The following is a 24,414-nucleotide window of genomic DNA, read 5'->3' as shown; positions in this document are numbered from 1 at the left end:
CAATCGGAGATGTCTGCGGTCTCTACCAAGCCGAGGAATGCTGGAACTATCTGAAGGCCGCTGGATATGCGCCCAATTAAAAGTCCGATGCTCTAGCCTGCGCCGAGGGGAGAATGATCTGGCAGGCCGTGCTCTGGCGTTTCGGTCACAAACATACCGGACGTGAGGAACTGACGTTGACGCATCCTGACATCCGCACGCGGAAGTATACGCCCCTCAAGCTTCTTTCGATCATTCTGCTCTGTAAGCTGGCGCGCGCGATGCGGGAACGACCGCAGCACGATCCACCGGCAAGGAGCGGCTCAATGGGCTGACGGCCCTCGGTCAGCGGATTCGCGCCAAGATCGGCTATGACGAAAGCGTTGAGGCGAAGGACGAGGAAGCGTTCCTGCGCAGCTTCTACGTCGCCCAGCGGGGATATCTGGAACAGAAGAAGCTCTTCGGAGAAGAGCGTGCCGACAAGTTCCATCAGGGCGAAGCGACGATCTCCAGCGCCGCGTGCTAGCGCCGGTGCCGGCCCGTTCCAAGGCACAGCCTGCGGCGTCGAATGGCGCTGAAGGACCGGGGCGTACCGACGAACCCGCGAACCAGGTACGATATTCATCCACGAAGGTACTGACATGACGATCACCGACACTCCCGTCGAAAAGCCGAGCTTCGGCGTTGGCGCGCGCCTCGGAGAAACCTTCTCCATATTCGGCAACCGCTTCGCCGTCTTCGCCTTCATCGGCGGCGTCGTCGGCGTTCTGGCCCAGTTGCCGGTCGTTTTGTTGCTTATGAGCGTTGGCGGGGGTGGAACTCCTGGCGCCGCCCGAAGAAGTGTTCCTCGGAGGGAGCTTCGCCATCCTCATCGCAGGCACGGTTCTGCCTCTGATCATCTATCAAGTGATGAACGGCATGCTGGTGCTGGCGGCCTACGACGCCAAGGTCGGGCGGCCGATCCGGCCCGGTACCTATGTGACGAGTGCCCTCAAGCGCTTGCTGCCGCTGATCGTCATGGCGATCCTCGTCTATGTCCTGATCATGACCGGCTTCGCCTTGCTGATCGTCCCCGGTCTCTGGGTTCTCGGCGTCACCGCCGTATTCGTGCCGGCGGTCATGATCGAAGGCGCCGGCTTCGGGGCGATCGGTCGCTCGGCCCGCTTGACCAAGGGCTACCGCCGGCCTGTCGTGCTGTTCATTGTGGTCGTCTACATCATCGAGAGTGTGGTTGCCTGGATCTTGGGGGACCTCGTCGCCATTTTCGGCGGCGCGGCATTTCTGCTTATCGCCCAAGGTCTTTTCAGCGGCGTCGCCAACTCGATCGTTTCCATCGCTTTGGCAATGACTTACGCGCGGCTACGCGAGATCAAAGAAGGCGTCGGCTTCGCCGATCTTGCCGACGTCTTTGCCTGAGGCTGCGGCCAGGAAACGGAAGCTGCGATAGGCCGCAATGGTCGGCCTGTCGCCTGCGCAAGACTACGGTCACAGCGCGAGTGATCGCCTTGCGCGATTGCACCGCCTGTCTTTCCAGGAAACCCATTGGCTTGAGCCATATGCGGCGCCGCGGCGATGGACGTGCTGAAGCGTCGTCACGCTCAAAAGTCCTCCGGTTGAGGACGGGAGCGGTCAGACATCTCTGTGAGACAGGTCGGTGTGAATCGGGCTTGCGGCTCAGAATCACGCAAGAATATCAAACACCGAGGGTGATTGGCTGGGGAACCTGGATTCGAACCAGGACCGACGGAGTCAGAGTCCGCTGTTCTACCGTTAAACTATTCCCCAACGGGCCGAACGGCGTCTACCTAAATTCCGCTTTCGCTCTTGGCAAGGCCGTTGCAGCGATTTTCTGCTGGCGCGACAAGCCGTGCACAGGCTTCGCGACAGCCAGAAAGCCGAGCCGGCACTGGCGGACGCCCTTTCGGCCTATTGCAAACCGGGAGGGGCGCTCGTTCGAAAGATCCAGGAAACGGGAAAAAGCGCCCGCGAAGAGGCCTGCACGGTCAAAGATCTTCGCCGGCCCGCCCGCTGTGCGGCCTTGACCGTTTCCCTTTGCCGGCGACGCTGTTACTCTGCCGCCAACGAAGGCGCGGTCTCAACCAATAGGCCGCGCGAGGAGAGCATATGACCAAGGGCACGAATGCGGTGCGACCCGCATTCCTGCCCGGTCCGACGGAGCCGCTGGCGCGCGCAGTATCCTTGCGCGAGGCGGCGGTTGACGCTGCAGGCGCTGCGCAGCCCTCCCATCGGCGGATGGAGCGCGAAGGTGCCGAACATAAGAGCGGCTCCCGTCGATCGGGCACGAGATGGCGCGGTCGCCATGGCAGTTTCGAGCGCGGGCCTTACTACGCCGCGCTCGATCTCGGGACGAACAATTGCCGGCTTTTGATTGCCGAGCCGCGGGGCGAGCATTTTCGCGTCGTCGATTCGTTTTCGCGCATCGTCAGGCTCGGGGAGGGGGTCGGCCAGAACGGTTGCCTTTCCGAGGAGGCGCAAACACGCGCCGTGGAAGCGCTGAAAGTCTGCCGGCAGAAGCTCGAGACGCGACCGATCGCACGAACCCGCCTCATCGCCACCGAAGCCTGCCGTCAGGCGACGAACGGCCGTGATTTTCTGGAAAGGGTGCAAAGCGAGGTCGGTCTCCGGCTCGAGATGATCGACCGGCGCACGGAAGCGCATCTCGCGGCCGCGGGCTGTGCCCCGCTTTTGGATCCCGCGACAGAGGGGGCCGTCCTTTTCGATATCGGTGGCGGCTCTTCCGAGATCGTCTGGCTCGACCGGCGGCGCGGGCGCCGCCGGGGTCTCGTGCGCGCCTGGGCGTCTTTACCCGTTGGCGTGGTGACGCTCGCCGAGCGCTATGGCGGGGTCGATGTGACGCCTGCCGTCTTCCAGGCGATGGTGGACGATGTGCGCAAGGAATTTTTCCGCTTCCGCGCCCGGTCCGCCCTGCAGAGCGCCTTGCGCGAGCGCAGCTTTCACCTCCTCGGCACATCCGGCACGGTGACGACGCTGGCCGGCGTCTATCTCGATCTGCCGCGCTATGACCGGCGCTCCGTCGATGGTCTGTGGATGGAAGCGGCCGACATCGAAGCGATGATGACGCGGCTGCGCGCCATGGATTACGCGGCCCGCATCGCCAATCCCTGCATCGGCCGTGAGCGTGCGGATCTTGTGCTGGCCGGCTGCGCCATCTTCGAGGCGATTCGCTCCGAATGGTCGTGCGAGCGCCTGCGCGTCGCCGATCGCGGTCTGCGCGAAGGAATCCTCATCCAATTGATGCGCGCTGACGGACATCTGAAGCCGCGTCCGGATCAGCCACGCCACGACCAACACCGCCGCGGTGGCATGAGAGGTGGTGAAGGAAGAGGTGGCGAGGCGAGGGCTTGCGAGGCGAATGGAAAACGGCGCGGCCGGCCCGACACCTCTGGTGACGATGAATGACACCGCAGGCGCTTTTGGACATAGGCCGTCCGCGCAGGCGGCTCGGGCGAGACGTGCTGCACACGCGTGCTGCCGGGCTTTTGGAAGACGGTAAGGAGACGCCCAAATGGCGCGGCTGACAAGCCACAAGAAGCGCAAACCCTCATCGCGCCGCTGGCTGGAGCGCCAGATCAACGATCCTTATGTCACCCGCTCGAAAGCGGAAGGCATGCGCTCGCGCGCGGCCTACAAGCTTCTGGAGATCGACGAGAAATACGGGCTCCTGAAACAGGGGCTGCGGGTCGTCGATCTCGGTGCAGCACCGGGGGGCTGGTCGCAGGTGGCGGCAAAGCGTGTGCAGTCCTCAGACGAGGCGCCCCGCGTCGTGGCGATCGATTATCTGGAGATGGACGCGCTTGCGGGCGTTGCGTTTCTGCAGAAGGATTTCCTCGACGAGGACGCGCCGGATGCGCTCAAGGCGGCGCTGGGCGGGCATAAGGCCGATCTCGTCCTGTCCGACATGGCCGCCCCGACGACAGGCCACAAGCCAACCGATCATTTGCGCATCGTGGCGCTCGTCGAGACGGCCGCCGCCTTCGCCGACGAGGTCCTGGCGCCGGGCGGCGCGTTCCTGGCGAAGGTCTTTCGCGGCGGCACCGAACATACGCTTCTGGCCGAGCTCAAGAAGAGCTATTCCAAGGTCGTTCATGTGAAGCCGCCAGCGAGCCGCTCCGACAGCCCCGAAACCTATCTTCTGGCGACGGGATTTCGCGGGCAGCCGGACGAGGCATAGCGCGGGGACCCTCTGCGCCGGTGCGCAGTCGCTGCGACTTTGGCTGACGGGGAGGCGGGTGCAGACCTTTCCGGTCGGCTGCCCGCATGCCATATTCAAAGCGGGCCTGAGGCCTCCCCCCTTCAACTTCGAAAAAGGCATTTCATGCGCATCATCCTTGCTGCCGCGTTCGCTCTCGCCGCTGGCACCGCTTTCGCACAAACGATTCCGACGACCGCCGAGCAACCCGGAAAGGCGGAACCCGTCCGTATTGAAGCCGGCACATATCAGGTCGATCCGCTCCATACGCAGGTCTCCTGGGCCGTGAACCATCTCGGGGTCACCATGCTGGAGGGCCTGTTCGGCGCGTCGGAGGGATCTCTCACCATCGATCCGGACAAACTCTCCGCTGCAAAGGTCGATGTGACCTTTCCAATCGACGATGTCCGTGTGACCTTCGCCGAATTCGCCGAGCACCTACAGTCAGACAGTTTCTTCAACGCTGCCGAATATCCCACGGCCCACTTCGTTTCGACATCCGTCACTCCCGCAGAGGACAATACGGCGACGATCGTCGGCGATTTGACGATCAAGGATCAGACGAAGCCGGTGACGATTTACGCGAATTTCGTCGGTGCGGGCACCAATCCTATGGACGACAAGCTGAATGTCGGGTTCTACGGCACCGCGACGATCAAGCGAAGCGACTTCGGCCTCGATGCATACGTCCCCGCTGTCTCCGACGAAGTGCATCTCGAAATCAACGTGGCCTTCGTGGCGCCCTGACTTTGCGTCGGAAGAGCGGTGCGGTTGCGGGCCGCTCTTCCATCCAGCGACAGTCTCGGCAGAAAAGCGGATCTGGGCGGATCGACCGTTCGTCTCGCACAAAATCTTGGGCGAAGATCGGGATGGGGCGGTGCCCCATCTCACCTGCAGCACGTGAGAGCAGGGTGCTTCGCCGGCTCCTCTCCTCTCTGCAAGGCAGCCGTGCAAAAGGGGAAAGGGCTCTTGAGGGCATTTGCAAGCCGTCACCTGCGTGTTAATGACCCGCGCCAACCTCACTTACGCCCAGTCGCACCCTTGCGATCCCTCTCGGAGGTGGCATGCCACAAATCATTGATGTCTCGACCGGTCGCGAAGCTCTTACCTTCGACGACGTGCTTCTGCGTCCCGCCCACAGCCATGTGCTGCCCGGCGAGACCGACCTTTCCACCCGTCTGACGCGCACGATTTCCCTGAAGCTGCCGATCATTTCCTCGGCCATGGACACCGTGACGGAGGCGAAGCTCGCCATCGCCATGGCGCAGGCCGGTGGCCTCGGCGTCATTCACCGCAATCTCGATCCCGAGATCCAGGCCGAACAGGTGCGGCAGGTCAAGAAATTCGAATCGGGCATGGTGGTGAACCCCGTCGTCATCGGCCCGGACGCGACGCTTGCCGACGCGCAGGCCCTGATGAAGGCGAACGATATTTCCGGCATTCCGGTGGTGCAGAATGCCGGCACCGGAGGCACGGTGACCGGCCGCCTCGTCGGCATCCTCACGCATCGCGACGTGCGCTTCGCATCGGATCCGAACCAGCGCGTCTACGAGCTGATGACGCGAGAAGATCTCGTGACGGTGCGCGACAATGTCAGCCAGGAAGAAGCCAAGCGGCTTCTGCACCAGCACCGCATCGAAAAGCTGCTCGTCGTCGACGAGGCGCACAATTGCATCGGTCTCATCACGGTCAAGGACATCGAGAAGGCGCGTCTGCATCCAGATTCCGCCAAGGATACGCAGGGCCGTCTGCGGGCCGCCGCCGCCACCAATGTCGGCGATGCCGGGCTTGAGCGCTCCGAGCGCCTCATCGATGCCGGCTGCGACGTCATCGTGGTCGATACCGCCCACGGCCATTCCTCGCGCGTTCTTGAAAGCGTGACGAAGATCAAAAAGCTCTCCAACGAAACGCAGATCGTCGCCGGCAATGTGGCGACGGCCGAAGGCGCCAAGGCGCTCATCGATGCCGGTGCCGATTGCATCAAGGTCGGCATCGGGCCGGGCTCGATCTGCACGACACGGGTCGTGGCCGGCGTCGGCGTGCCGCAGCTCACCGCCATTCTGGAGACGGTGGAGGAAGCCTCGAAAGCCGACATTCCGGTGATCGCGGATGGTGGCATCAAATTCTCGGGCGACCTGGCGAAAGCGCTCGCCGCCGGCGCGTCGGTCGCCATGGTGGGCTCGCTTCTCGCCGGCACGGACGAAAGCCCTGGCGACGTCTATCTCTACCAGGGCCGCTCCTACAAAGCCTATCGGGGCATGGGCTCTGTCGGCGCCATGGCTCGGGGATCTGCCGACCGCTATTTCCAGGCGGAGGTGCGCGATTCTCTGAAGCTCGTCCCGGAAGGCGTCGAAGGCCAGGTGCCCTATAAGGGGCCGGTCGGTGGCGTTCTCCATCAGCTCGCCGGGGGCCTTCGTGCTGCCATGGGCTATGTGGGCGCACAGAATCTGGAAGAATTCCGCAACAAGGCGCAGTTCCTGCGGATTTCCGGCGCGGGTTTGCAGGAAAGCCATGTGCACGACGTGCAGCTGACCCGCGAGAGCCCGAACTATCCGGGTCGCTCGTAGGCCGCCTCGACGTCGTTTCAAAGGCGCTGCCAGCCGACGGTAGCGCACCACGTATCGTGCCGGGCGGTTGCCACCGTCCGGCAGATTTTTTCAAAGAGGCAGAAGCCATGCGCCTTCCCGGGCGGATCGATGCGGCCATCGCGGTTTTGACGGATGTGGAGGAGCGCCATCGGCCCGTGGCGGAGGCGCTCAAGGATTGGGGCCTGTCGCATCGTTTTGCGGGGTCCGGCGATCGCGCCGCGATCGGTGATCTCGTCTATGACGCGCTCCGCCGACGCGCCTCCATCGCCTGGCGGATGGGGGAGGAGACGCCGCGCGCTTTGGCGCTCGGAGCGGTGGTGTTCCACTGGGGCGAGTCTGCCGACGGTCTGAATCAACTTTTCAGCGAAGATCGCCATGCTCCTGAAAAGCTGACGGAATCGGAGCTTGAGAGATTTCAAGCAACGTCTGAGGATGGCATGCCCGAGGCCGCCCGCGCGGATGTTCCGGACTTTGCCGCAAAAGAGCTTGAAAGGGTCTTCGGGTCTGCCTGGGTCGAGGAGGGCGCCGCGCTTGGCGAACGGCCGCCGCTCGATCTCCGGGTCAACACGTTGAAGGCGGAGCGGGACAAGGTGGAGGGGCAGCTTGCGCGTTTCGGCGTGGAGAAGACGCACCTGTCGCCCGTCGGTCTGCGTGTGCCGCCGCGCGAAGGCGCACGCCGGCATCCGAACGTTCAGGCCGACGAGGCCTATCAGCGCGGCCGCATTGAGATCCAGGACGAGGCGAGCCAGCTTGCGGCGCTTCTCGCCGCCTCAAGCCTAGATGACAGCGGTGGCCAGATCCTCGATTTCTGTGCCGGCGGCGGCGGCAAGACGCTCGCTCTGTCGGCGGCGCTCGCCAACCGCGGGCAAATCTACGCTCATGATGCGGACCGCCACCGCCTGGCGCCGATCTTCGAACGGCTGAAACGCGCGGGTGCACGCAATGTGCAGGTGCGGCAGCCGGGGGAGGGCGCGCTCGACGATCTTGAGGGGCGCATGGATGTCGTCCTCGTCGATGCGCCGTGTTCCGGCTCCGGGACCTGGCGGCGCAGGCCCGACGCCAAATGGCGCATGAAAGAAGACGCGCTGCAGGCGCGCGCCGAAGAGCAGGAAAAAATCCTTCACGAGGCGTCCCGCTTCGTGCGGCCCGGTGGCGTTCTCGTCTACGTCACCTGTTCGCTGTTTCCTGCCGAAAATGGCGAGCGCATCACCGCCTTCACCGGGGCACAGCCGGAGTTTCAGACGCTCGACCTTGCCCCGGCCTGGGACAAGGTGACGGCGGGGCCAGCGCCGCGCTGGGCGACGCCCGCAGGCCTCGTCCTAACCCCGGCCTCGACGGCGACCGACGGCTTCTTCATCGCTGCGATGGCGCGGCAAGCCTAGATTGAGGCTTTGCACGGCGGCTCTTCCGGTCGTCATAAAGCGCTTGTCGACGGCCTGGGCGCGACTAGCTATGGGCACGAACGCAAAGGAGTGTTTCATGGCAGAGCCCGCGCTTCAGCTCTATTTCTGGCCGACGCCGAACGGCTTCAAGGTGACGCTTTTTCTGGAGGAAATCGGCGTCCCCTATGGCGTCAACTTCGTCGATATCGGCAAGGGCGAGCAGTTTCAGCCGGACTTTTTGAAGATTTCGCCCAACAACCGCATGCCGGCGCTGATCGACCACGACGGGCCGGGCGGCGAACCGATCTCGATATTCGAATCGGGCGCGATCCTCATGTATCTCGGCCGCAAATTCGGCCGCTTCTATCCGACAGACGAGAGACAACGTGTGGAGGTGGAAAGCTGGCTGATGTGGCAGATGGCGGGCTTTGGCCCGATGCTCGGCCAGAACCACCATTTCCGCAATTATGCGCCGGAGAAGATCCCTTATGCCATCAAGCGCTACGAGGACGAGACGGACCGGCTTTATGGTGTTCTCGACCGCCGGCTGGAGGATCGCAGCTTCGTGGTCGGCGAAGAGCTGACGATCGCCGATTTGGCGATCCTGCCCTGGGCGCGTTCTCCTGAGAAGCAGGGCGTCGATCTGGCGGATTTCCCCAATGTCGCGCGTTGGCGCCAGATGCTGCTCGCCCGTCCCGCCTTCGAGCAGGCCTTCGCCGTCGGGCTCGACAAGCAAATGGATCTGTCCACGGACAAGGACGCGCAGGCGGTGCTCTTCGGTCAGCGCACGCGGCGATAAAGCTGCGTGCGCTTGTGGCGGCGGAAGGTTCTCTGAACCTCTTGCTCACCTGCCGCCATAACTGCGCCGGAAGCCCTCGCGCTGCAATCTTGTGAGCGGCGTCTATCGCCTGCCATCGGGTGAACCTCATCTCCGGCTTCGCGGAGAGGGAAGTGCGTGCTCACGCCTGATTGTGAACCACGCCGGAACAGCGGTCGCCGCATCATCTGCTGGGCTCCTCGGCGAGAAGTTGGGCGCGACCATGCAGGTGGAAACAGAACCAAAAGCCTTTCCGGGAAGAGACCCGGTTGACGCGGGCCGCGAAACCGGCCATTTCGGGAGGTGGAGAGGTGGCCGAGTGGTCGAAGGCGCTCCCCTGCTAAGGGAGTAGACGGTTTATCCCGTCTCGAGGGTTCGAATCCCTTCCTCTCCGCCACACCTAAACCATTGATAAAAGTGCAGAATTTCGCGGATTTGGGTTTTTGGTACCCACCAATGTACCCAGGAGCGAAGGATGCATCTCGTCCGCCGCGGCGCCGTCTGGAGATTCCAGATTCGCGTGCCGCGTGATCTGGAGCCGGTTCTCGGTGCCACCCCCATCCGCATTCCGATCGGCACTGCGACAACTCGCGAGGCCCAAAGCAAGGCGCGTTTACTCGCTGGAAGGGCGGAATCCGCATTTCTCGCTTTAAAAGCCAGGGGCGGCAGAATGGGCGAGCACGAAGATCCGCGCGATGAGCTGATCAGGATCTTGAAAGCGAACATCGAAGAGCTTCGCGAAGCGCGTGCAGAAGACCGAAAGCAATGGGTGGAGCTCGCGGGGGAGCAAAGGCGTTTCCATGCCGAACAGCTCCGCGCCATCGAGCAACGCTACAAAGACGAACGCGCCGACGACGCGCATGTACTCCGCAGCGCGAGTGAGAAGGCCACCGAACTTGCCGAGGGCGGAGGAGTCGGCGCCGGTGGCGAAGGAGCTACCGAAGGCGGTCAGCTCGAGCAGCTCGTTGCGTTGCTCAAGAAGGTCGGACTCGAAAAGAGCGAGGAGAAGACGCACAAGCTCCTCATGCCGGATCGCAGGGAGGCGCGGCGTGCCATCAAGACGGAGACCAGCATCCGCATCTTCGCGCTGCACGCGGTGTTCGAGGAGGTCGGCTTCCTCGACTATGCGCGCAAAAAGAAGGATGGGCAGTGGCTCTTCCCGGCGCTCCACAGCGGCGTCATCGACCCGCCGAGCACGGCCTCCAAGCGCGTCAACTACCGCCTGAAGAAGGCGGGCATCCACCGCCCACGCGAGCTCGTCTTCCACTCATCGCGCCACACGTCGAAAGACCTGATGCGCATTGCGCATGTCGATCCGCGCACCATCGACAGGCAGACCGGCCACGCGCCGACAAGCGTCGGCGACCGCTACGGCTCCAAGCACCTGCGCGAGGACGAGATCGCGGTTCTTGCAGCCATTCCTCTGCTGGAGGGGCTGGATCTCGGCCCGTATCTGAGGCGGCGCGAGTCGGAGCTGGAGGGGAGGCGGAAACGATTTCCGCGGAAGCATAAGTAGCTTTCTTTCGGTTTCACTAAGGAAAAATTTGAAAAAGCATAATACAAAATCAGTTATCTCAGTGAATCATAAATATACAATAATGCGAAATAATTTAATCTCTCTCTCTCTCTCTCTCTCTCTCTCTCTCTCTCTCGGATTTCTCAAGGTTATAGCGCCAGCGTCGCGCTCCGTAATCGAGACCATCGCTTTTATCGCTGTCTCTAGAGTCCCAAAGCGCCCTGGAGGCGCGTTCAAGATCGCGTGCGCAGTAGTTCACTTTCTCACGCGCTCTCCGAATATAGTAGTCGTCGCGAGACATGACTATTCCCTGTTGCTGGTCAAAACCCAGTGAGAGAGGGTGAACTTACGGACCGATTGAGCAGGATACAAAATAACGATTTCGGTAAAAATATCGCAGAAGAAAGGCGCGAATTGTCATTCGTCACGAGGAGTGTTTATGGTAGCTTGACAAGCTAAGAAGGGGGTTACCTATGGGAATCGCAGGCTTACGTGAAGAATGTCGGGCGTGCTTCGGTCAGAAGACAGTCGTTTGCCCCCGTTGCAGCGGGGCTGGCAGAAATAAATTCGAAAACTCAGCGTGCGGTCTGTGTCGGGGGAGTGGTAGGGTAACGTGCACGTTATGTAACGGAGAAGGGTTCGTGACCCAGAAATAGAAACGCAGTAAAAATCTTCAAAATTCCGGCGCTGGAGGCGCTGGATTGTGGCGCTCTCTCGGGCAAGGTGGGCCAGCCTAGATTCGGGCAGGGGAGCGCTGATGTCTATCGGTTGGAGAGCGGCTTGATCATGTTTGCAGCCAGGTATTTCGGATCCGCCCCACCTCTGTAGCTCCGAACCGAGTTTCTGCATAACGTAGCAGTCGCTCGATCAGATCGCGCCATTCTTGCTCTCTCTCCTGTCGATCTGAGGCGTAAAAGATCTCTCTCGCCCGGGTTTCCAGACGCGCTCTTGTTTGCTCGTCAACTTCGGCCTCAACGATCCACCCGTCGTCATCTTCGACAAATTCAATGAGGGGCCGCCCGCGAAGGCAGATTGCCTTACTGATATCATACAAGCCGCGCTCGCCCAATTGATCGGACAGATGTTGTCTCGCAAGCCTGAAAACGCACATCTCGCTATCGGAAATGTCTCGTATGTTCCGGCTAAATGAAATGCAGATTTCCTTCATGCCGCCTGACGCAGGATAGAGGTCGCATTGCTTCCAAGTATAAGACTGCCCACCAGTACGAGACTGCCGCCCGGCCCGCTCCTTCATTTCTGATATATATGTCCCTATATCGTCAAAAAGCCCGCTCATAATCATCATCCTGTGGGCGCCGTTGCATTGAATGCAGTGTCGCAACGACATTATCACATAGTGATAGAGCGTGTGGTGTAAGACAAGCTGGGATACATTTTTCCAATTGCTTCGCGACGCCGAGTCGCATCTGCGCGGTCCGGGGCTGATTGATGTCATGTTGGGCTTAAGCGCGTGTTGGGTTGAGGTGATATCGGTGTCCGGCCGGCGGATCGTTTCTCGTCGAGCCGCTTCCGGCGGCGTCGCTTGCTCATTTCCCCAAACACGTGGAGATCGATCGGCTATCAAGACGGAGACCAGCATCCGCATCTTCGCGCTGCACTCGGTGTTCAAGGAGGTCGGCTTCCTCGATTAAGCGCGCAAGAATAAGAAGGGCAGAGGCTCTTCCCGGCACTGCATAGCGGCGTCGCCGATCCGCCAAGCACGGCCTCCAAGCGTGTCAGCTACCGCCTGAGGAAGGTAGGCATCCACCGCCCGCGCGAGCTCGTCTTCCACTCATCGCGACACTCAAGACGGCCATCGTCAGCCCTTGTAAGGCAAGACAGGTTTGCGGCGGTAAGTAGAGCTCAGCGAGCGAGAAAATCCGACTGTTGGCACTTACCGAGGGAATCGGCGTCCGACGGACAAAGCCACGCTGTGAGAGAGATCCCGAGAGATTCTACTGTCGAACGGAATTCCGCCGCGTCTGCATCACAATCAGATGCTTGATGGTTACAGATGAGGATAACCCCAGGTCGGGGCGGCGATGCGGGGTGAATCCGCCGACTGTAGGCGGCCGCTGAAATCAGTGCGCGGTTCACAGCTCGCTGCCAAAGGTAGGAGGGTTCAATCGTCGAAACATGCGTTCCGTTTACGCAATCGGCTACGATGTCTTCAGCGATACCAAAGGCGCGAATTGAACGATCACACAGTCGATCTCTCTGCGTAGCAAGTGTATCTGTGGACAGCATGTCTTCGAGTCCTTTATTCTGGTAGTCGGATATATCGAGAATTAAGGGTTGTTGAGCGCCGTATTTATCAAAATAACCAATTTCGCAGCTTTTTGGGTGAACGCTTGGGAACTGTTTTTCACCGTATGGCCCGGCACTATCGAGGCGTGCGAAGAATTGGAGCGAGGCCTTCGCCTCAACGGCAGGGAACTGCTTAATTTGGGATTGAGTGTCAAAGAAATTGAACGTGTAGATTATACGCGTGTTGTCTGGTCTAGGTCGTGTGGACAAACCTGATCCATATCCGTTGTGTAACTTCTTTGCTGACAACAGCAGACCCCATCGCTAAGCTGGCTTTATGGCTGGAGGCGGCCAGCAGCCCGCGCCCCCTGAAGGGGGCATGGCAAATGCCTCCCACTCAATCCTTCCTGACCGTTCAACCGTCGGGCGAAGGCGTTGGTAATGCGGGCGCTGACGAAGACTTCGCCGTGACGAAGGAAACGGACATGCGCGACTATCGCGATGCAAAGGCCATGGCAAAAGCCATGCGGGAAGCACTTGCCGAGCGTGGGGCGACGATCACCCACACCGAGGCACTGGAAATCATCGCCCGCCAGTTCGGGCTGCCGAACTGGAATGTCCTATCGGCGAAAATCGACGATGACGAGGCCGTGCGTTCCGAGGGGATTTCCCTCGAACAGGCGGTGCCCATCGTCCGCATATTTGATGTCGAGAAGGCGAACGAGTTCTATCTCGGATTTCTCGGTTTCACCGTCGATTGGGAACACCGCTACGGCGACAACTTCCCGCTCTACATGCAGATCTCGCGATCAGGGCTCAGGCTGCACCTGTCGGAACATGCTGGCGATGCCACCCCCGGTGGCAACATGTGCGTCTATATGACGGGCATCCGCAACCTTCACAAAGAGCTTCAGACCCAGGACTATCGCTACATGAAGCCTGGACTTCAGGATGAGGGGGACCGGATAGAACTACAGGTCATCGATCCCTTCAATAACCGCATTCGGTTCATGGAGCTCAAGCACCGATAAAGGATTGGTCTCGGGTGAATTGGGCCCCTCCCTGCTGCATTGGCGATCCGCTAAAGCTGTGATTCAACGCTGCTCTTTGAGGAGGGCGGCGTTGATTCGAGGGCTGATGAGCGACGTGGAATGGGCGTTCTTCGCACCGTTCCTGATTGAGAACCGTTCACGTGGCGGCCGTCTGCCGCAAGATCACCGCAAGGTTCTGGACGGCATCTTCTGGATCACGCGGACGGGTTCGCCGTGGCGTGATCTGCCGGACGAGTTCGGCAACTGGAACTCGATCCACCGCCAGTATCGCCGCTGGACTGAAGCCGGCGTATGGGACGTGATGCTGGCAGCGCTTGCCGGAAGCGAGGTGGCTGATCCTCGGGGATTCGCTGCAGGTGATGGCCTCTCTCGCCGAGCGCGAGGGCCTGCGCGGCAAGGTGCAGTGCATCTATATCGATCCGCCATACGGCATCCGCTTCAACTCCAACTTCCAGTGGTCGACCACGAGCCGCGAGGTCAAGGACGGCAAGCTGGAGCACCTGACGCGCGAACCGGAGCAAGTGAAGGCGTTTCGCGATACCTGGCGCGACGGCATCCACTCCTACCTCACCTATCTGCGCGACCGCCTGACGGTGGCGCGCGACCTCCTGACGGAGAGCGGGTCTTGCTTCGTCCAGATCGGCGACGAGAACGTGCACCGGGTTCGCGCACTGATGGATGAGGTATTTGGGGAGGAGAACTTTGTCAGTCAGATTCCATTTTCAAAAACCTCTGGCGCCACATCAAATCTACTAGGCGCGACGGCTGATTATATTATATGGTACAGTAAATTCCGTGATTGTACAAAGTATAGAAAGGTCGTACGCAAAATTGATCCCATCCCTAATCCTCGGGAACGCTATGTTTGTGTCGAAACAGAAGAGGGGGAAATCGTCGACCTGTCCGTAAAGCAGAAGACTGGTGAGCATCCGCGACCGGCGGGGCGTGTGCTTCGTCTGCGGCCGACTGACTCTCAAGATCAGACCCCGGACAGCGCGACACCTGTCATTCATGATGGACGAGCCCATTTCCCTCCGAAGGGTCGTCACTGGAGCGTTACGTCCCAGAAGATGAAGATCGTTGTCCGTTCTGGGTATGCTTACAGCGTCGGTAAGACATTGCTTTGGAAGTTCTACCGTGAGCCGAACTACCGCGAGGAAAACAATAATTGGATGGATCTACGGATTTCCGGGTTCGGTAGAGAAAAGCAATATATCGTTGAAACCGCGGAGGCTGTTATCGAGCGTTGCGTTTTGATGACCACCGACCCCGGCGATCTCGTCCTCGACCCGACCTGCGGCTCCGGCACCACGGCGACTGTCGCCGAGGAATGGGGTCGGCGCTGGATCACCATCGACACATCCCGTGTCGCTTTGGCGCTCGCTCGCGCGCGCATCATGGGGGCGAAATATCCCTACTACCTTCTCGCCGACAGCCGGGAGGGGCTGAAGAAGGAGGCGGAGGTGACCCGCGCCGCGCCCTCCACGCGCGAGACGCATGGCGACATCCGCCAGGGGTTTGTGTACGAGCGCGTGCCGCACATCACCCTGAAATCGATTGCCAACAACACAGAGATCGACGTCATCTGGGAGCGCCTGCAGCCCGCCGTTGAGGTGGCGCGGGAACGCCTCAACGCCTCGCTGAAGGGTTTTGCGACGCCGTTCAAGGTCGGGACCGGTGGGCGCGCCGGAAAGGCGATCGATTTTGCCGCTTCCGGCACCGTAACCCTACCTTCCGGCGAGGAGGCGCCCGCCAACGGCTTCATGGAATGGGAGGTGCCGCGCCAGGCGCCCGACGGATGGCCTGCGGAGGCCAAGAGGGCGCTCGAGGCATTCTGGGAAGCGCGGATCGCCCGCCAGAAGGAGATCGACGCCTCGATCGCCGCCAAGGCGGAATACGAGCTCCTCTACGACAAGCCCTACGAGGACAAAAAGCGCGTCCGCGTCGCCGGGCCTTTCACCGTGGAATCCCTGTCGCCGCATCGCTCTGTCGGCGTCGACGAGGATTCCGAGCTGATCGATTCCCTCCAGGCCGCCGAGGGGCTGCGCCGCCGCGAAAGCATGGAGGCGGAGAACTATTACGAGGCGATCCTCGAAAATCTCAGGAAGGCGGGCGTGCAGCAGCGCGACCGGGCCGACCGCATCGCCTTCACCACGCTGAAGCCCTGGCCGGGCGAGTACATCTCCGCCGACGGCCGCTACCAGGAGGGTGAGCGGGAAAAGCGCGCCGCGATCTTCGTCGGTCCCGAATACGGCACCGTGCAGCGGGCCGATCTCGTGGCCGCGGCGCGCGAGGCGGGCGAGGCGGGCTTCGACGTTCTCGTCGCCTGCGCCTTCAATTTCGATGCCCATGCCGGCGAGATCAGCCATCTCGGCGCCGTGCCCATCCTGCGCGCCCGCATGAATGCGGACCTCCACATGGCCGGCGACCTGAAGGCGGGCGGCGGCAACCTCTTCGTCATCTTCGGCGAGCCCGACATCGACCTTGAGGAGACGGAGGATGGCAAGCTGCAGGTACGCCTGAAGGGCGTCGATATTTTCAAGCCGCAGACTGGCCAGGTCGTCTCTTCCGATGCGGAGGATATCGCCTGCTGGTTCCTCGACACCGACTACAACATGGAGAGCTTCTTCGTCCGCCACGCCTACTTCCCGGCCGCGGACGTGCCCTACAAGGCGCTGAAAAACACGCTGAAGGGCGAGATCGACGAAGAGGCCTGGGAGAGCCTGAAGCGCACCGTCTCAAGGCCTTTCCCCAAACCGAAGACCGGCCGCGTGGCGGTCAAGGTGATCAACCATCTCGGCGACGAGGTGATGAAGGTGCTGAGGGTTTGAGATGAATGAGGACGACTATCGCGGTCTCATCGAGCTCGTGAAGGAGCAGATGGCAAGCCATGGGCTTTCTGAACTTGGCGCTGATGAGAACTACCTCGTTTTTTCCTCCGAAGACGACGAAAGCCGCCTGCCTGCGCCGCACAAGCATCTCCTTGCACTGCTTGAGGCTTTTCGCGTGCATGTGAAGCTGACCCACCGAGGGACGGTGGAGGAATCGCTCGACCGGATCCATGAGGCTTGTAGCGGGGAGGGGCCGAGGGCCGCTGAGATCATCCTTCCACGAGAAACAGGTGAAGGGAGGGAGAGCATGCGAGTTTTTCTGTCCGAGGAACTTCCGGATCGCACTGAAGTCTTATTCCAAATTGACTCTTTGATTCGAAGGCTTCGAGATGAACCGGGTCCCGACGTGCCTACATCCCGCTTCCGCCGTTAATCTCTAGGAGAAAGGACCGTGGACAGAAAGCAGGCTGAAAGCGACATCGTCGATGTATTCAAGCTCTATGGGGCGACGTCGTCCCCAAAGATTTCGAAGCTCGGCTCGACGGCAGATGGCAAGGTGTTTGAACTCTGGATTCTGTCGGAACTCTTAGAGGAAATTGCGGGCAAGGGATACACGATCCAATACTCGCATCCGGGAAGCACGATTCCTCTCCCTGGCGGACCCTGCAAATTGGATCAGAACAGCCCGCACTTTGACGTTTTCGCACCGGGATCTAACGGCGCGCTATGGCAGGTATTTTTGAGTGTCGAATTCCGAACGCTTGGCGCGAAAATCCTAGATAAATCGGGACCGAGCTCGCATGGGTCTGGCGGGTCTCATCTAAGCTCCTATCATGAGATCGATGTCGGAGTGTTCAAAGGGGTGCAGGCGGATGGTCGACCTCAGCACGACCAAGTCGTTCTAGCGACCGAATGCAAGGCGGTGAGGAAAGGGGACAAGAGCTTAGTGCGCGGTGCGCTCGGAATGCGCAGGGAGCTGAGCTATCTCACGCATAGCCAACCGAGCGCGTTCGACAGTGGGCTACCGGTCAATGCAAATCCGCCGAGTGTTGTTAGGCTGGTATGCGCCTATTCGTGGATGGACCAGTATTCAGGAAGTCCTTCGGTCTATAGCGTCGACGTGATCCATAGGGCGCCCTGACGTCGGCGCAGGATCTTAGGGTGGGGCGAGGGAAAGACAAAAATGCCAAAGGTCTTCTTTTCGCGTTGCAAGCCCCACGGGATCGACGCGGTCTGTGTAGCACGCGAATGCGAGCGTCTTTTCTTCGGTTATCCGATGCGCAAGCAGGGTGCACACTACGACCGCCACAGTCTGAGATCCTGCATCGTCGACGTGACGTGCGACGAGGCAACCTGGGCGGCGGAACATGCCGCGAGCGACCGCCTTCGCCAGTACAATCAGAACCGGAATTTCGTGAGCGAGATCGAACACGGTTCGATCGCCCTTGTCCCGCGCCCGGCCGAGGGGGTCATCTATTGCGGATACGTCGAGGGCGGCTTTGAACTCGTGAATGACCCGACTTGGTACGACATCTGGGAGAGTATCTGGCGCAAACACAAGAGCGAAGATCCGGACGAGTATTGGATTGCCAGCGAGGTCGCGCAGACCTGGAAGGTGGACAAGTTCCGCCCCGTGCCCGTACCGAGAATTCCGGTATGGATCCGACGCTCGCTCTTCGGCCGCTCCACCTACGGCATCGTGCGTGGGTATCTCGATTTAGACCCCTACAAGACCATGCAGGATGTCCTTGGAATAGATGGCTTCCTGCCGCGCAGTTGGACCACCGATCCACGCGAAGTGGAGCGGCGACTGATCACGGACGTGACGCCGGATGCCTTCGAGCATCTGATGGTTGCCATCCTCCAGCTGGAGAACCCGGAGGAGTTCTGGACGCATGTCGGAGGCTCTGGCGACGGCGGTCTGGACGGCTTGGGAGCCGACGCGTCAGGGGAGGTGGTCGGGCTTCTCCAGTGCAAATGGGCGTATGACGGAGAAGATCTCAAGCTCAACACGCAGTGGGCATCGGAACGGCACAGGCCGCGCACAATCCTCGCCGCCGCCTCTCATCGCGATGGCGTGGCTGCTCCGCCGGGGATCGAGTTCTTTGACAAGGCGGCGGTCGCGCAGCTCCTGGTCAAGCATGCAGAGGCGCTGCCGCAGGCCAGGGCACTGCGGATCGGCAACAGAAGGTGAGGGGGGAGGGCGTGAGCGACTGGTTTGTGCTTGAGAGGAAGGCGGCGCGCCACTGTATATCCTGTGTCTCTTTCCGGGAAGCATTTCGTGGTTCGAGAAGGGTCTACCGCTCTCAAAGTCGGCGGTCACCGCAAAGCCCGAAATCACCGGCTTCGCGACGCTCTGGTGCGGCGACGCGTTTTGGAGGAGCATCCATCCGATACAACGCTCTACGTTTTTGCCTCGGATTTTATCTTTGATAACCCGAGCGCAGCAGGTGATATTGTGAACGGCGCAAATGAAGTGGTCCTGAAAGCTGGAAGCATTCTGGAAGTGGTCTGTCGCTGAAGGAATGGCTCCCAAGCGTTCGCGCTGCTCTCGCTGCGTCGTCTATTTTGCCGTGAGGTTCGAATGCATACGGTAATGAAGCCCATCGTTTGGAATGACGCCGGGTACATGCACCCATCGGGCGGCCCTTTCATGGCCGGTTTCCCGGCTGAGAACGGCTATGGACATGAGGAGTGGAACCATCGGCCCGACCTCGTATTCGAGCGGAATGGGAAGCCGATGAAGATCTTTCATACGGAACAGCTATCGAGACCCGAGACCGTATTTGACGGTGCATCCATCACTTTGCATCTCTACGCGTCGAGGGGTGGCAAACAGGCCATAATGTCCACGGCTCGCAATTGCGAGCCGTTGCTGAGGTCTTCCGATCTTGAGGCTCGGCGCGCGATTTTGGATGAAGTTCCTCTAATTCGGGATCTGTGGGAGGAGGCGTGGGCTTTGCGGCGTGTGCAGGAGCTGCACGACGACGATAGGCATCAGTTCAGGAAGCAATGGCTCGAAACTGACGCGCCGTGGTTTCCCACTTGGCTTTGCCCGGTCGAGGATTTCTTGGCATGGCAGACACCGATCCCGGTCGACGGCAGAGCCATCAAGGGAGCCCGCTTCACCACACGCTACAAGACCTCGGAACTCCTCAGTTCTGAGCAAGCAAGCAGGATAGAAGAGCTCCTGCCATACCCGGCCACCACGCCACGTTCCGTTGAGGCGGATGTGGAGGTAATCAACGCCCGCCAGCTCGATGCGACGACAAAGAAGCAACTGATCGACGCTCGCCGTGGGCAGGGGCAGTTCCGTGAAGAGCTTAGGAAGCTGTGGCGAGGCCGGTGCGCGGTGACTGGCTGCGAGGTCGAAGACGTCCTTCGCGCCTCTCACATTAAGCCATGGCGTGACGCGAGCGACCAAGAGAGGCTCGACCCGCGCAATGGTTTGCTCTTGAGCGCGACGCTGGATGCGCTGTTCGATCGCTACCTCATCTCGTTCGAAGATGGCGGGAAAATGCTCATATCTCCGGCAATCAAGGCGGTTGAATTTGAGCACCTGCCGCTAAATCCCGAAAGCCAGATCCATGTGCCCCAAGGGACGAAGAAGTACCTCAAGTATCATCGTCAGCGCTTCGAGGATCGAGCGAAGAATGTGAAGGCATAGCGGCGCTGCTCCTTCGTAGCTCATGACCCTCCGCATCGCCGATTCCTTCACCGCCTCGCTCGCGAAGCTGACGCCGCAAGAACAGGGTCTCGTGAAGCAGACGGCTTTCGACCCGCATTCCGGCCTCGATCGCCCTGGCCTTTCGCTGCGCCGGGTGGATGGTGCGCGCGACAAGGGCTTCTGGACCGCGCGGGTCAATGACGACATCCGCATCGTCCTGCATCGCAGAGGCGAGGATACGCTTCTTGCCTATGTCGGCCACCACGACGACGCCTATCGCTGGGCGGAGCGGCGGCGGCTTGATGTGCACCCGAAGACGGGCGCGGCCCAGCTCGTCGAGATCCGGGAACGGGTGGAAGAGGTTGTCGTCCCCGTCTACGTGGCGGGTGAAGCGGCGAAGCCGAAGCTCTTTGCCGAGACGCCGGAGGCGACGCTGCTCCTGTGCGGCGTTCCGGAGGACTGGATTGGCGATGTTCGCGAAGTCGATGAGGATACGATCTTCGCTCTTGCCGAGCATCTTCCGGCCGAAGCGATGGAAGCCCTCCTCAATCTCGCGGTGGGCATCGAGCCTGTCGTCGCTTTCATGCAGAAGCTCGACCCCTTTGCGCATCCGGATGCGCGGCGCCGCTTCCATCTCCTGACGGATGAGACTGACCTGCGGCGCGCGCTTGAAGCGCCCTGGGAGACCTGGTCGATCTTCCTGCATCCGGCTCAGCGAGAATTCGTCGAGCGCGACTTCGCCGGTCCGGCGCGGGTGATCGGCAGCGCCGGGACCGGAAAGACGGTCGTGGCGCTTCACCGCGCCGTCAGGCTGGCGCGGGAAAACCCGGCGGCACGCATTCTCTTGACGACCTTCAACTCCCTGCTGGCGACCGCGCTGCATCTCAAGGTCAAGACGCTCGTCGGAGATGAGACTCCGGTTCTCGAGCGCATCACGGTCGCCGATCTCCCAAGTGCGGCCCGGGAGCTGTTTGAGAGAACGGTCGGTCCGATCCGGCTGGCCGACGCGGAGGATGTCGCCCGGGCCTTGGCGAAGGCTAAGGCGGCGAGCGATCTTAGCGTCGACGGACGCTTCCTTTTGGAGGAGTGGAAGCTGATCGTCGACGGACGCCAGATCCAGGATCGCGAAACCTACCGCGACTTGCCGCGCCTCGGCCGCAAGAAGCGCCTGGCGGGCGAGCGGCGAGAAGCGCTCTGGACGATCTTCGAGGACGCGCGAGAAAGCCTGCGCGCCGCCGGTCTGACGACCTATGCCGAGATGCTCAGGCTTCTGGCGGACGGCATCACCGCTGCGGAAGTCCCTTTCGATTATATTGTCGTGGACGAGGCGCAGGACATCCTGGCTGCTGAATTGCGCATCCTTGGCAAGCTGGCGGGCGACCGCCCGAACGGCCTCTTCTTCGCCGGAGATATCGGCCAGCGCATTTTCCGGCCCGCCTTTTCATGGCGCTCCGAGGGCGTCGACGTGCGCGGCCGTTCGCGCAGCCTGCGCGTCAACTACCGCACTTCGCAGCAGATCCGGCGGCAGGCAGAAGGTCTTCTGCCCTCCATGCTTGTCGAAGCGGATGGCTCTGAGGACGATCGACTGGGTGTGCAGTCGCTTTTTTCTGGAGCGACGCCGGTGGTGCGAGTCTTCCCCGACATCGAAGGAGAGAAAGAGGCTGTCGCCGCGTGGCTCTCGCAATGCGTTTCCGAGGGCATGGAGCCCTCTGCGATCGCTTTGGTCGTTCGGTCACCAGAGCTCTTTGAACGGGCCGAGGCCGCCGCAGCGCTTGCCGGGCTCCGTTCAAGTCAGGATGGTGAGAAAGGGAGCGCCGTGCGTGTGGCCGCCATGCACGACGTGAAGGGCCTCGAATTCCGGGCGGTCGCCGTCATGGCATGTGAGGAGGGTGTCGTTCCTTCCGAGGCCCGCATGGTGGAAGCCGCGGATGAAGGCGCTCTAGCCGAGGTCTACGCGACGGAGCGGCATCTTCTCTATGTGGCCTGCACGAGAGCTCGAGAAAACCTCCTGGTCACAGCAGCAGAGCCCGCCTCTGAGTTCCTGCAAGATCTGCATAGCTGACAAGGGAACGCGGTTTTATCCGGTGCCCAGAGCCTAACGCAAGGTAAAATCATGCCATCTTGGCCCCGACTTGCATCCAAATGAGCTCTCAGCGAAGTATCGATCTCTCCTGATACAACCGCTTGAAGCAGCTTTGGCGGTTCGATAAGCCTTGCAGGGCGCTAGCCGCGAATTGGGGCTAGGTTACAGATATTTGGGGCGGCGAAATCTGCAAAAATAGGCATCTGTTCAGGTGCCGCTGGGGAAGGGGCTCATGGGTTCAATTGTCTGGAATGGCGGGGTCCGTTTCCTGGCTTTCTGGCTGGTGGTCGGCGCCATCCTTGTCCTTCTGGCGTCTTGGTGGCCTTGGCTCGATGCGCATCTGGTTCTTGCGGTTATCGGTGAGGCTATAGACGGCAACCTCGAACGTGTGAGCCAACCCGGCTTTGCTTACGCGCTAGCCGCTGGCCTCGGCGCTCTCGCCATTGCTCTTCTGATAGCGTTCCTGTTGCTCCACGTTGGCGCCCTGGGTCTGACCCTATGGCGTCTCCGGCGGGCGGTAATGCGCACCAGGGACATGGTCGATTTCGCTGATCAGTACGAAACGATCCATCAACGCTTGTCGGGGAGCCCGCTCCTGAGGCACGCATGGAAGGAGTTTGACGAGACGCTGGTGAAACCGGAGCCGGATTTGTCCGAGCCGATCCGCAACACCGTCAGACCGCAGACCTTTTTCAACATCTCGCTCGCCCGGGAACGTCTTTTCGGCCTCAAGATGATGGGCAGCATCCCGAGCTACTTCGTCGGAACCGGGTTGCTTCTCACCTTTATGGGGCTTGTTCTTGCGCTGCATACGGCGGCGGGAGGGGTTAGCAGTCCAGATGCGGACGCGATGGGAAATGCGACGCGAGAGTTGCTGCAGGTCGCCACCTTCAAATTCGCCACCTCTATCGCCGGGCTTGGCGCCTCGATCTTGCTCTCCTTTGCTTTCCGCGCCTACGCGATCTGGATCGAAAGTGGCTTCAGTGCTTTCTGCGAGGGGGTCGAGGCGCGACTGCTTTATACCGCGCCGCAGCTCATTTCCTCGCAGATGAACGAACGCATCGGCGCGCAGCTTGACGAGCTGATCCGGCCTTCGTGAATCGCACGCAGGTCTGCCGCGAGACCTTCCATACGCGCAACGTCGCGCTCCCCATTGGGCCCGAGACCATCGTGGTCGAGAATGAGCATCTGCTCTGTCCTTCAAAAGTAAGACGTGTTGATCCTGCCGGACCGACGCCGTCGGTCCGGTTTTGTTCTTCTCTTGTGGGGTTGTGTGGACGGAGCCCGGACTACTCGATGACTTCGAGCGACCGCCAGGGATGGATCGGCCTCCAGACATTGCTCGGGACGTGCGATCCGGCGAGCACGCGGGCCGCGATGGACTTCGACCAGAACGCCACCGCGGAGTTGAGCCTCTGCCGGTCTTCCACGCCGGGGATCGGGGTCAGCACGCCGCGCTTTTCCAGGATGGCCCGGCGGGTTCGGACAGAGCTCTCTTCATTGCCGTTCTCACCGAGAACGCGGACTTCGGAGCCCGGCAGCACGATGAACAGGTTGTCGCATTCAAGCCCGCGTCCGAAGAGGCCCGCATAGGTCATCTCCATCATCGGGCGCTTTGCCTGGTCCGGCGAGAGGACATCGGCTCCACCAGCCTCCGCATCGACAATGCCAAGTGCCGGATGGCGCAGCGAGGGCTCAAGCAGCGGACAGCCGAGATCCCAGAGAAGCTGCCGTTCCAGATCCACCAACGGGTCGGCGATGGCGGCAAAGACGGGCGGAAGCTCGGCCGCCTCGGGAGGGGCGCCGACGAGCTTTGCCCGGCCGGAAGCGGCGATGAGGGCCGCGTATTTTGCCTGCCGGTGCCGCGCCAGATCCTTGGAGTTCAGACCACTCCGGCTGGTGACGACGAAGACCATCTCAGCAAAGGCCTTGTCCTTGTCGCGGCGGTGGGAGCTGAGGCGCTTCATGACATCGACGGTCTCGCCGACATAGGCGAGCGTCTCAGACCCGTTGCGCCCGAC

Annotated in this window: 19 protein-coding genes, 2 tRNA genes and 2 pseudogenes; 19 read left to right on the top strand and 4 right to left on the bottom strand. The window is 61.1% G+C overall.

Features of this window, described 5'->3' with window-relative positions; genetic code table 11:
• Positions 1 to 145: 145 nt before the first annotated feature.
• Positions 146 to 727, bottom strand: a complete 582-nt coding sequence (locus BLP76_RS18660) for a hypothetical protein (protein ID WP_139163775.1) — start codon at positions 725 to 727, stop codon at positions 146 to 148.
• A 65-nt stretch (positions 728 to 792) separates the two neighbouring features.
• On the opposite strand from BLP76_RS18660, the gene BLP76_RS17990 reads away from it, so the two are divergent.
• Positions 793 to 1,395 (top strand): hypothetical protein, encoded by a 603-nt coding sequence (locus BLP76_RS17990; protein ID WP_092816523.1) that lies wholly within the window; start codon positions 793 to 795, stop codon positions 1,393 to 1,395.
• A 295-nt stretch (positions 1,396 to 1,690) separates the two neighbouring features.
• Here the strand turns inward: BLP76_RS17990 and BLP76_RS17985 are convergent.
• Positions 1,691 to 1,764: transfer RNA gene (locus tag BLP76_RS17985), tRNA-Gln, on the bottom strand.
• 339 nt (positions 1,765 to 2,103) lie between these two features.
• Here BLP76_RS17985 and BLP76_RS17980 point away from each other — a divergent pair.
• The 9 genes and pseudogenes from BLP76_RS17980 to BLP76_RS17945 all read left to right on the top strand — a co-directional run bounded on the left by BLP76_RS17980 (position 2,104) and on the right by BLP76_RS17945 (position 10,513).
• A complete protein-coding gene (locus tag BLP76_RS17980; RefSeq protein ID WP_092816521.1) occupies positions 2,104 to 3,420 on the top strand; it encodes a Ppx/GppA phosphatase family protein in 1,317 nt (438 codons plus the stop codon).
• A gap of 106 nt (positions 3,421 to 3,526) precedes the next feature.
• Entirely contained in the window at positions 3,527 to 4,192 is a 666-nt protein-coding gene (locus BLP76_RS17975; protein WP_092816519.1) for an RlmE family RNA methyltransferase, read from the top strand.
• A gap of 144 nt (positions 4,193 to 4,336) precedes the next feature.
• A complete protein-coding gene (locus BLP76_RS17970) occupies positions 4,337 to 4,957 on the top strand; it encodes a YceI family protein (RefSeq protein ID WP_092816517.1) in 621 nt (206 codons plus the stop codon).
• Between the two features lie 317 nt (positions 4,958 to 5,274).
• Positions 5,275 to 6,777 carry an IMP dehydrogenase gene (gene guaB / locus BLP76_RS17965; RefSeq protein WP_092816515.1) on the top strand — a complete coding sequence of 501 codons (1,503 nt, stop codon included), beginning with the start codon at positions 5,275 to 5,277 and terminating at the stop codon, positions 6,775 to 6,777.
• A 107-nt stretch (positions 6,778 to 6,884) separates the two neighbouring features.
• On the top strand, positions 6,885 to 8,180 hold the full coding sequence (locus tag BLP76_RS17960; RefSeq protein WP_092816531.1) for an RsmB/NOP family class I SAM-dependent RNA methyltransferase: 1,296 nt from the start codon (positions 6,885 to 6,887) through the stop codon (positions 8,178 to 8,180).
• A 97-nt stretch (positions 8,181 to 8,277) separates the two neighbouring features.
• Positions 8,278 to 8,979, top strand: a complete 702-nt coding sequence (locus BLP76_RS17955; protein ID WP_092816513.1) for a glutathione binding-like protein — start codon at positions 8,278 to 8,280, stop codon at positions 8,977 to 8,979.
• A gap of 323 nt (positions 8,980 to 9,302) precedes the next feature.
• Positions 9,303 to 9,394 (top strand) — tRNA-Ser (locus tag BLP76_RS17950).
• A gap of 78 nt (positions 9,395 to 9,472) precedes the next feature.
• Positions 9,473 to 9,640, top strand: a pseudogene (locus BLP76_RS19260) (DUF6538 domain-containing protein); the annotation flags it as partial.
• Between the two features lie 27 nt (positions 9,641 to 9,667).
• Positions 9,668 to 10,513, top strand: coding sequence for a site-specific integrase (locus BLP76_RS17945; protein WP_139163774.1), 846 nt, complete (start codon positions 9,668 to 9,670; stop codon positions 10,511 to 10,513).
• Positions 10,514 to 11,297: 784 nt separating this feature from the next.
• Here BLP76_RS17945 and BLP76_RS17940 read toward each other — a convergent pair.
• Positions 11,298 to 11,810 (bottom strand): hypothetical protein, encoded by a 513-nt coding sequence (locus tag BLP76_RS17940; RefSeq protein ID WP_139163773.1) that lies wholly within the window; start codon positions 11,808 to 11,810, stop codon positions 11,298 to 11,300.
• Positions 11,811 to 13,245: 1,435 nt separating this feature from the next.
• Between BLP76_RS17940 and BLP76_RS17935 the strand changes: the two genes are divergently transcribed.
• The 9 genes and pseudogenes from BLP76_RS17935 to zorA all read left to right on the top strand — a co-directional run bounded on the left by BLP76_RS17935 (position 13,246) and on the right by zorA (position 23,492).
• Complete coding sequence (locus BLP76_RS17935) at positions 13,246 to 13,791, top strand: glyoxalase superfamily protein (protein ID WP_092816529.1); 546 nt, start codon at positions 13,246 to 13,248, stop codon at positions 13,789 to 13,791.
• A gap of 106 nt (positions 13,792 to 13,897) precedes the next feature.
• Positions 13,898 to 14,146 (top strand): annotated as a pseudogene (locus BLP76_RS19130) (transposase); the annotation flags it as partial.
• The gene (locus tag BLP76_RS17925) at positions 14,127 to 16,643 is read left to right on the top strand and encodes a site-specific DNA-methyltransferase (RefSeq protein ID WP_244514667.1); all 2,517 of its coding nucleotides are present in this window, start codon (positions 14,127 to 14,129) and stop codon (positions 16,641 to 16,643) included. The pseudogene BLP76_RS19130 and the gene BLP76_RS17925, both read left to right, overlap by 20 nt.
• Before the next feature lies 1 nt (position 16,644).
• A complete protein-coding gene (locus BLP76_RS17920) occupies positions 16,645 to 17,076 on the top strand; it encodes a hypothetical protein (protein ID WP_092816507.1) in 432 nt (143 codons plus the stop codon).
• Positions 17,077 to 17,094: 18 nt separating this feature from the next.
• Entirely contained in the window at positions 17,095 to 17,784 is a 690-nt protein-coding gene (locus BLP76_RS17915; protein ID WP_092816505.1) for a hypothetical protein, read from the top strand.
• Positions 17,785 to 17,826: 42 nt separating this feature from the next.
• Positions 17,827 to 18,837 (top strand): hypothetical protein, encoded by a 1,011-nt coding sequence (locus tag BLP76_RS17910; protein WP_092816503.1) that lies wholly within the window; start codon positions 17,827 to 17,829, stop codon positions 18,835 to 18,837.
• 402 nt (positions 18,838 to 19,239) lie between these two features.
• Complete coding sequence (locus BLP76_RS17905; protein WP_170130573.1) at positions 19,240 to 20,310, top strand: HNH endonuclease; 1,071 nt, start codon at positions 19,240 to 19,242, stop codon at positions 20,308 to 20,310.
• A gap of 22 nt (positions 20,311 to 20,332) precedes the next feature.
• A complete protein-coding gene (locus tag BLP76_RS17900) occupies positions 20,333 to 22,372 on the top strand; it encodes a UvrD-helicase domain-containing protein (RefSeq protein ID WP_092816499.1) in 2,040 nt (679 codons plus the stop codon).
• A 253-nt stretch (positions 22,373 to 22,625) separates the two neighbouring features.
• Complete coding sequence (zorA, locus tag BLP76_RS17895) at positions 22,626 to 23,492, top strand: anti-phage ZorAB system protein ZorA (protein ID WP_092816497.1); 867 nt, start codon at positions 22,626 to 22,628, stop codon at positions 23,490 to 23,492.
• Positions 23,493 to 23,682: 190 nt separating this feature from the next.
• Here zorA and BLP76_RS18860 read toward each other — a convergent pair.
• Positions 23,683 to 24,414: GIY-YIG nuclease family protein (locus tag BLP76_RS18860; RefSeq protein ID WP_092816495.1), on the bottom strand; the 732-nt coding region annotated here is incomplete at its 5' end.

The sequence above is a fragment of the Afifella marina DSM 2698 genome, from assembly GCF_900102695.1.
GTDB classification, from domain to species: Bacteria; Pseudomonadota; Alphaproteobacteria; order Rhizobiales; family Afifellaceae; genus Afifella; species Afifella marina.
The sequence above is the reverse complement of the archived record's forward strand: the minus strand, read 5'-3'. Positions and strand labels throughout refer to the sequence as shown.

Bases quoted from the DNA above. Each gene is read 5' to 3' on its own strand.
- BLP76_RS17945 (WP_139163774.1), top strand. From the start codon at position 9,668: ATGGGCGAGCACGAAGATCCGCGCGATGAGCTGATCAGGATCTTGAAA.
- BLP76_RS17975 (WP_092816519.1), top strand. From the start codon at position 3,527: ATGGCGCGGCTGACAAGCCACAAGAAGCGCAAACCCTCATCGCGCCGC.
- BLP76_RS17920 (WP_092816507.1), top strand. From the start codon at position 16,645: ATGAATGAGGACGACTATCGCGGTCTCATCGAGCTCGTGAAGGAGCAG.
- BLP76_RS18660 (WP_139163775.1), bottom strand. From the start codon at position 727: ATGAAGGCGAAGACGGCGAAGCGGTTGCCGAATATGGAGAAGGTTTCT.
- BLP76_RS17970 (WP_092816517.1), top strand. From the start codon at position 4,337: ATGCGCATCATCCTTGCTGCCGCGTTCGCTCTCGCCGCTGGCACCGCT.
- zorA (WP_092816497.1), top strand. From the start codon at position 22,626: ATGGGTTCAATTGTCTGGAATGGCGGGGTCCGTTTCCTGGCTTTCTGG.
- BLP76_RS17940 (WP_139163773.1), bottom strand. From the start codon at position 11,810: ATGAGCGGGCTTTTTGACGATATAGGGACATATATATCAGAAATGAAG.
- BLP76_RS17900 (WP_092816499.1), top strand. From the start codon at position 20,333: ATGACCCTCCGCATCGCCGATTCCTTCACCGCCTCGCTCGCGAAGCTG.
- BLP76_RS17905 (WP_170130573.1), top strand. From the start codon at position 19,240: ATGAAGCCCATCGTTTGGAATGACGCCGGGTACATGCACCCATCGGGC.
- guaB (WP_092816515.1), top strand. From the start codon at position 5,275: ATGCCACAAATCATTGATGTCTCGACCGGTCGCGAAGCTCTTACCTTC.
- BLP76_RS17910 (WP_092816503.1), top strand. From the start codon at position 17,827: ATGCCAAAGGTCTTCTTTTCGCGTTGCAAGCCCCACGGGATCGACGCG.
- BLP76_RS17960 (WP_092816531.1), top strand. From the start codon at position 6,885: ATGCGCCTTCCCGGGCGGATCGATGCGGCCATCGCGGTTTTGACGGAT.
- BLP76_RS17935 (WP_092816529.1), top strand. From the start codon at position 13,246: ATGCGCGACTATCGCGATGCAAAGGCCATGGCAAAAGCCATGCGGGAA.
- BLP76_RS17955 (WP_092816513.1), top strand. From the start codon at position 8,278: ATGGCAGAGCCCGCGCTTCAGCTCTATTTCTGGCCGACGCCGAACGGC.
- BLP76_RS17980 (WP_092816521.1), top strand. From the start codon at position 2,104: ATGACCAAGGGCACGAATGCGGTGCGACCCGCATTCCTGCCCGGTCCG.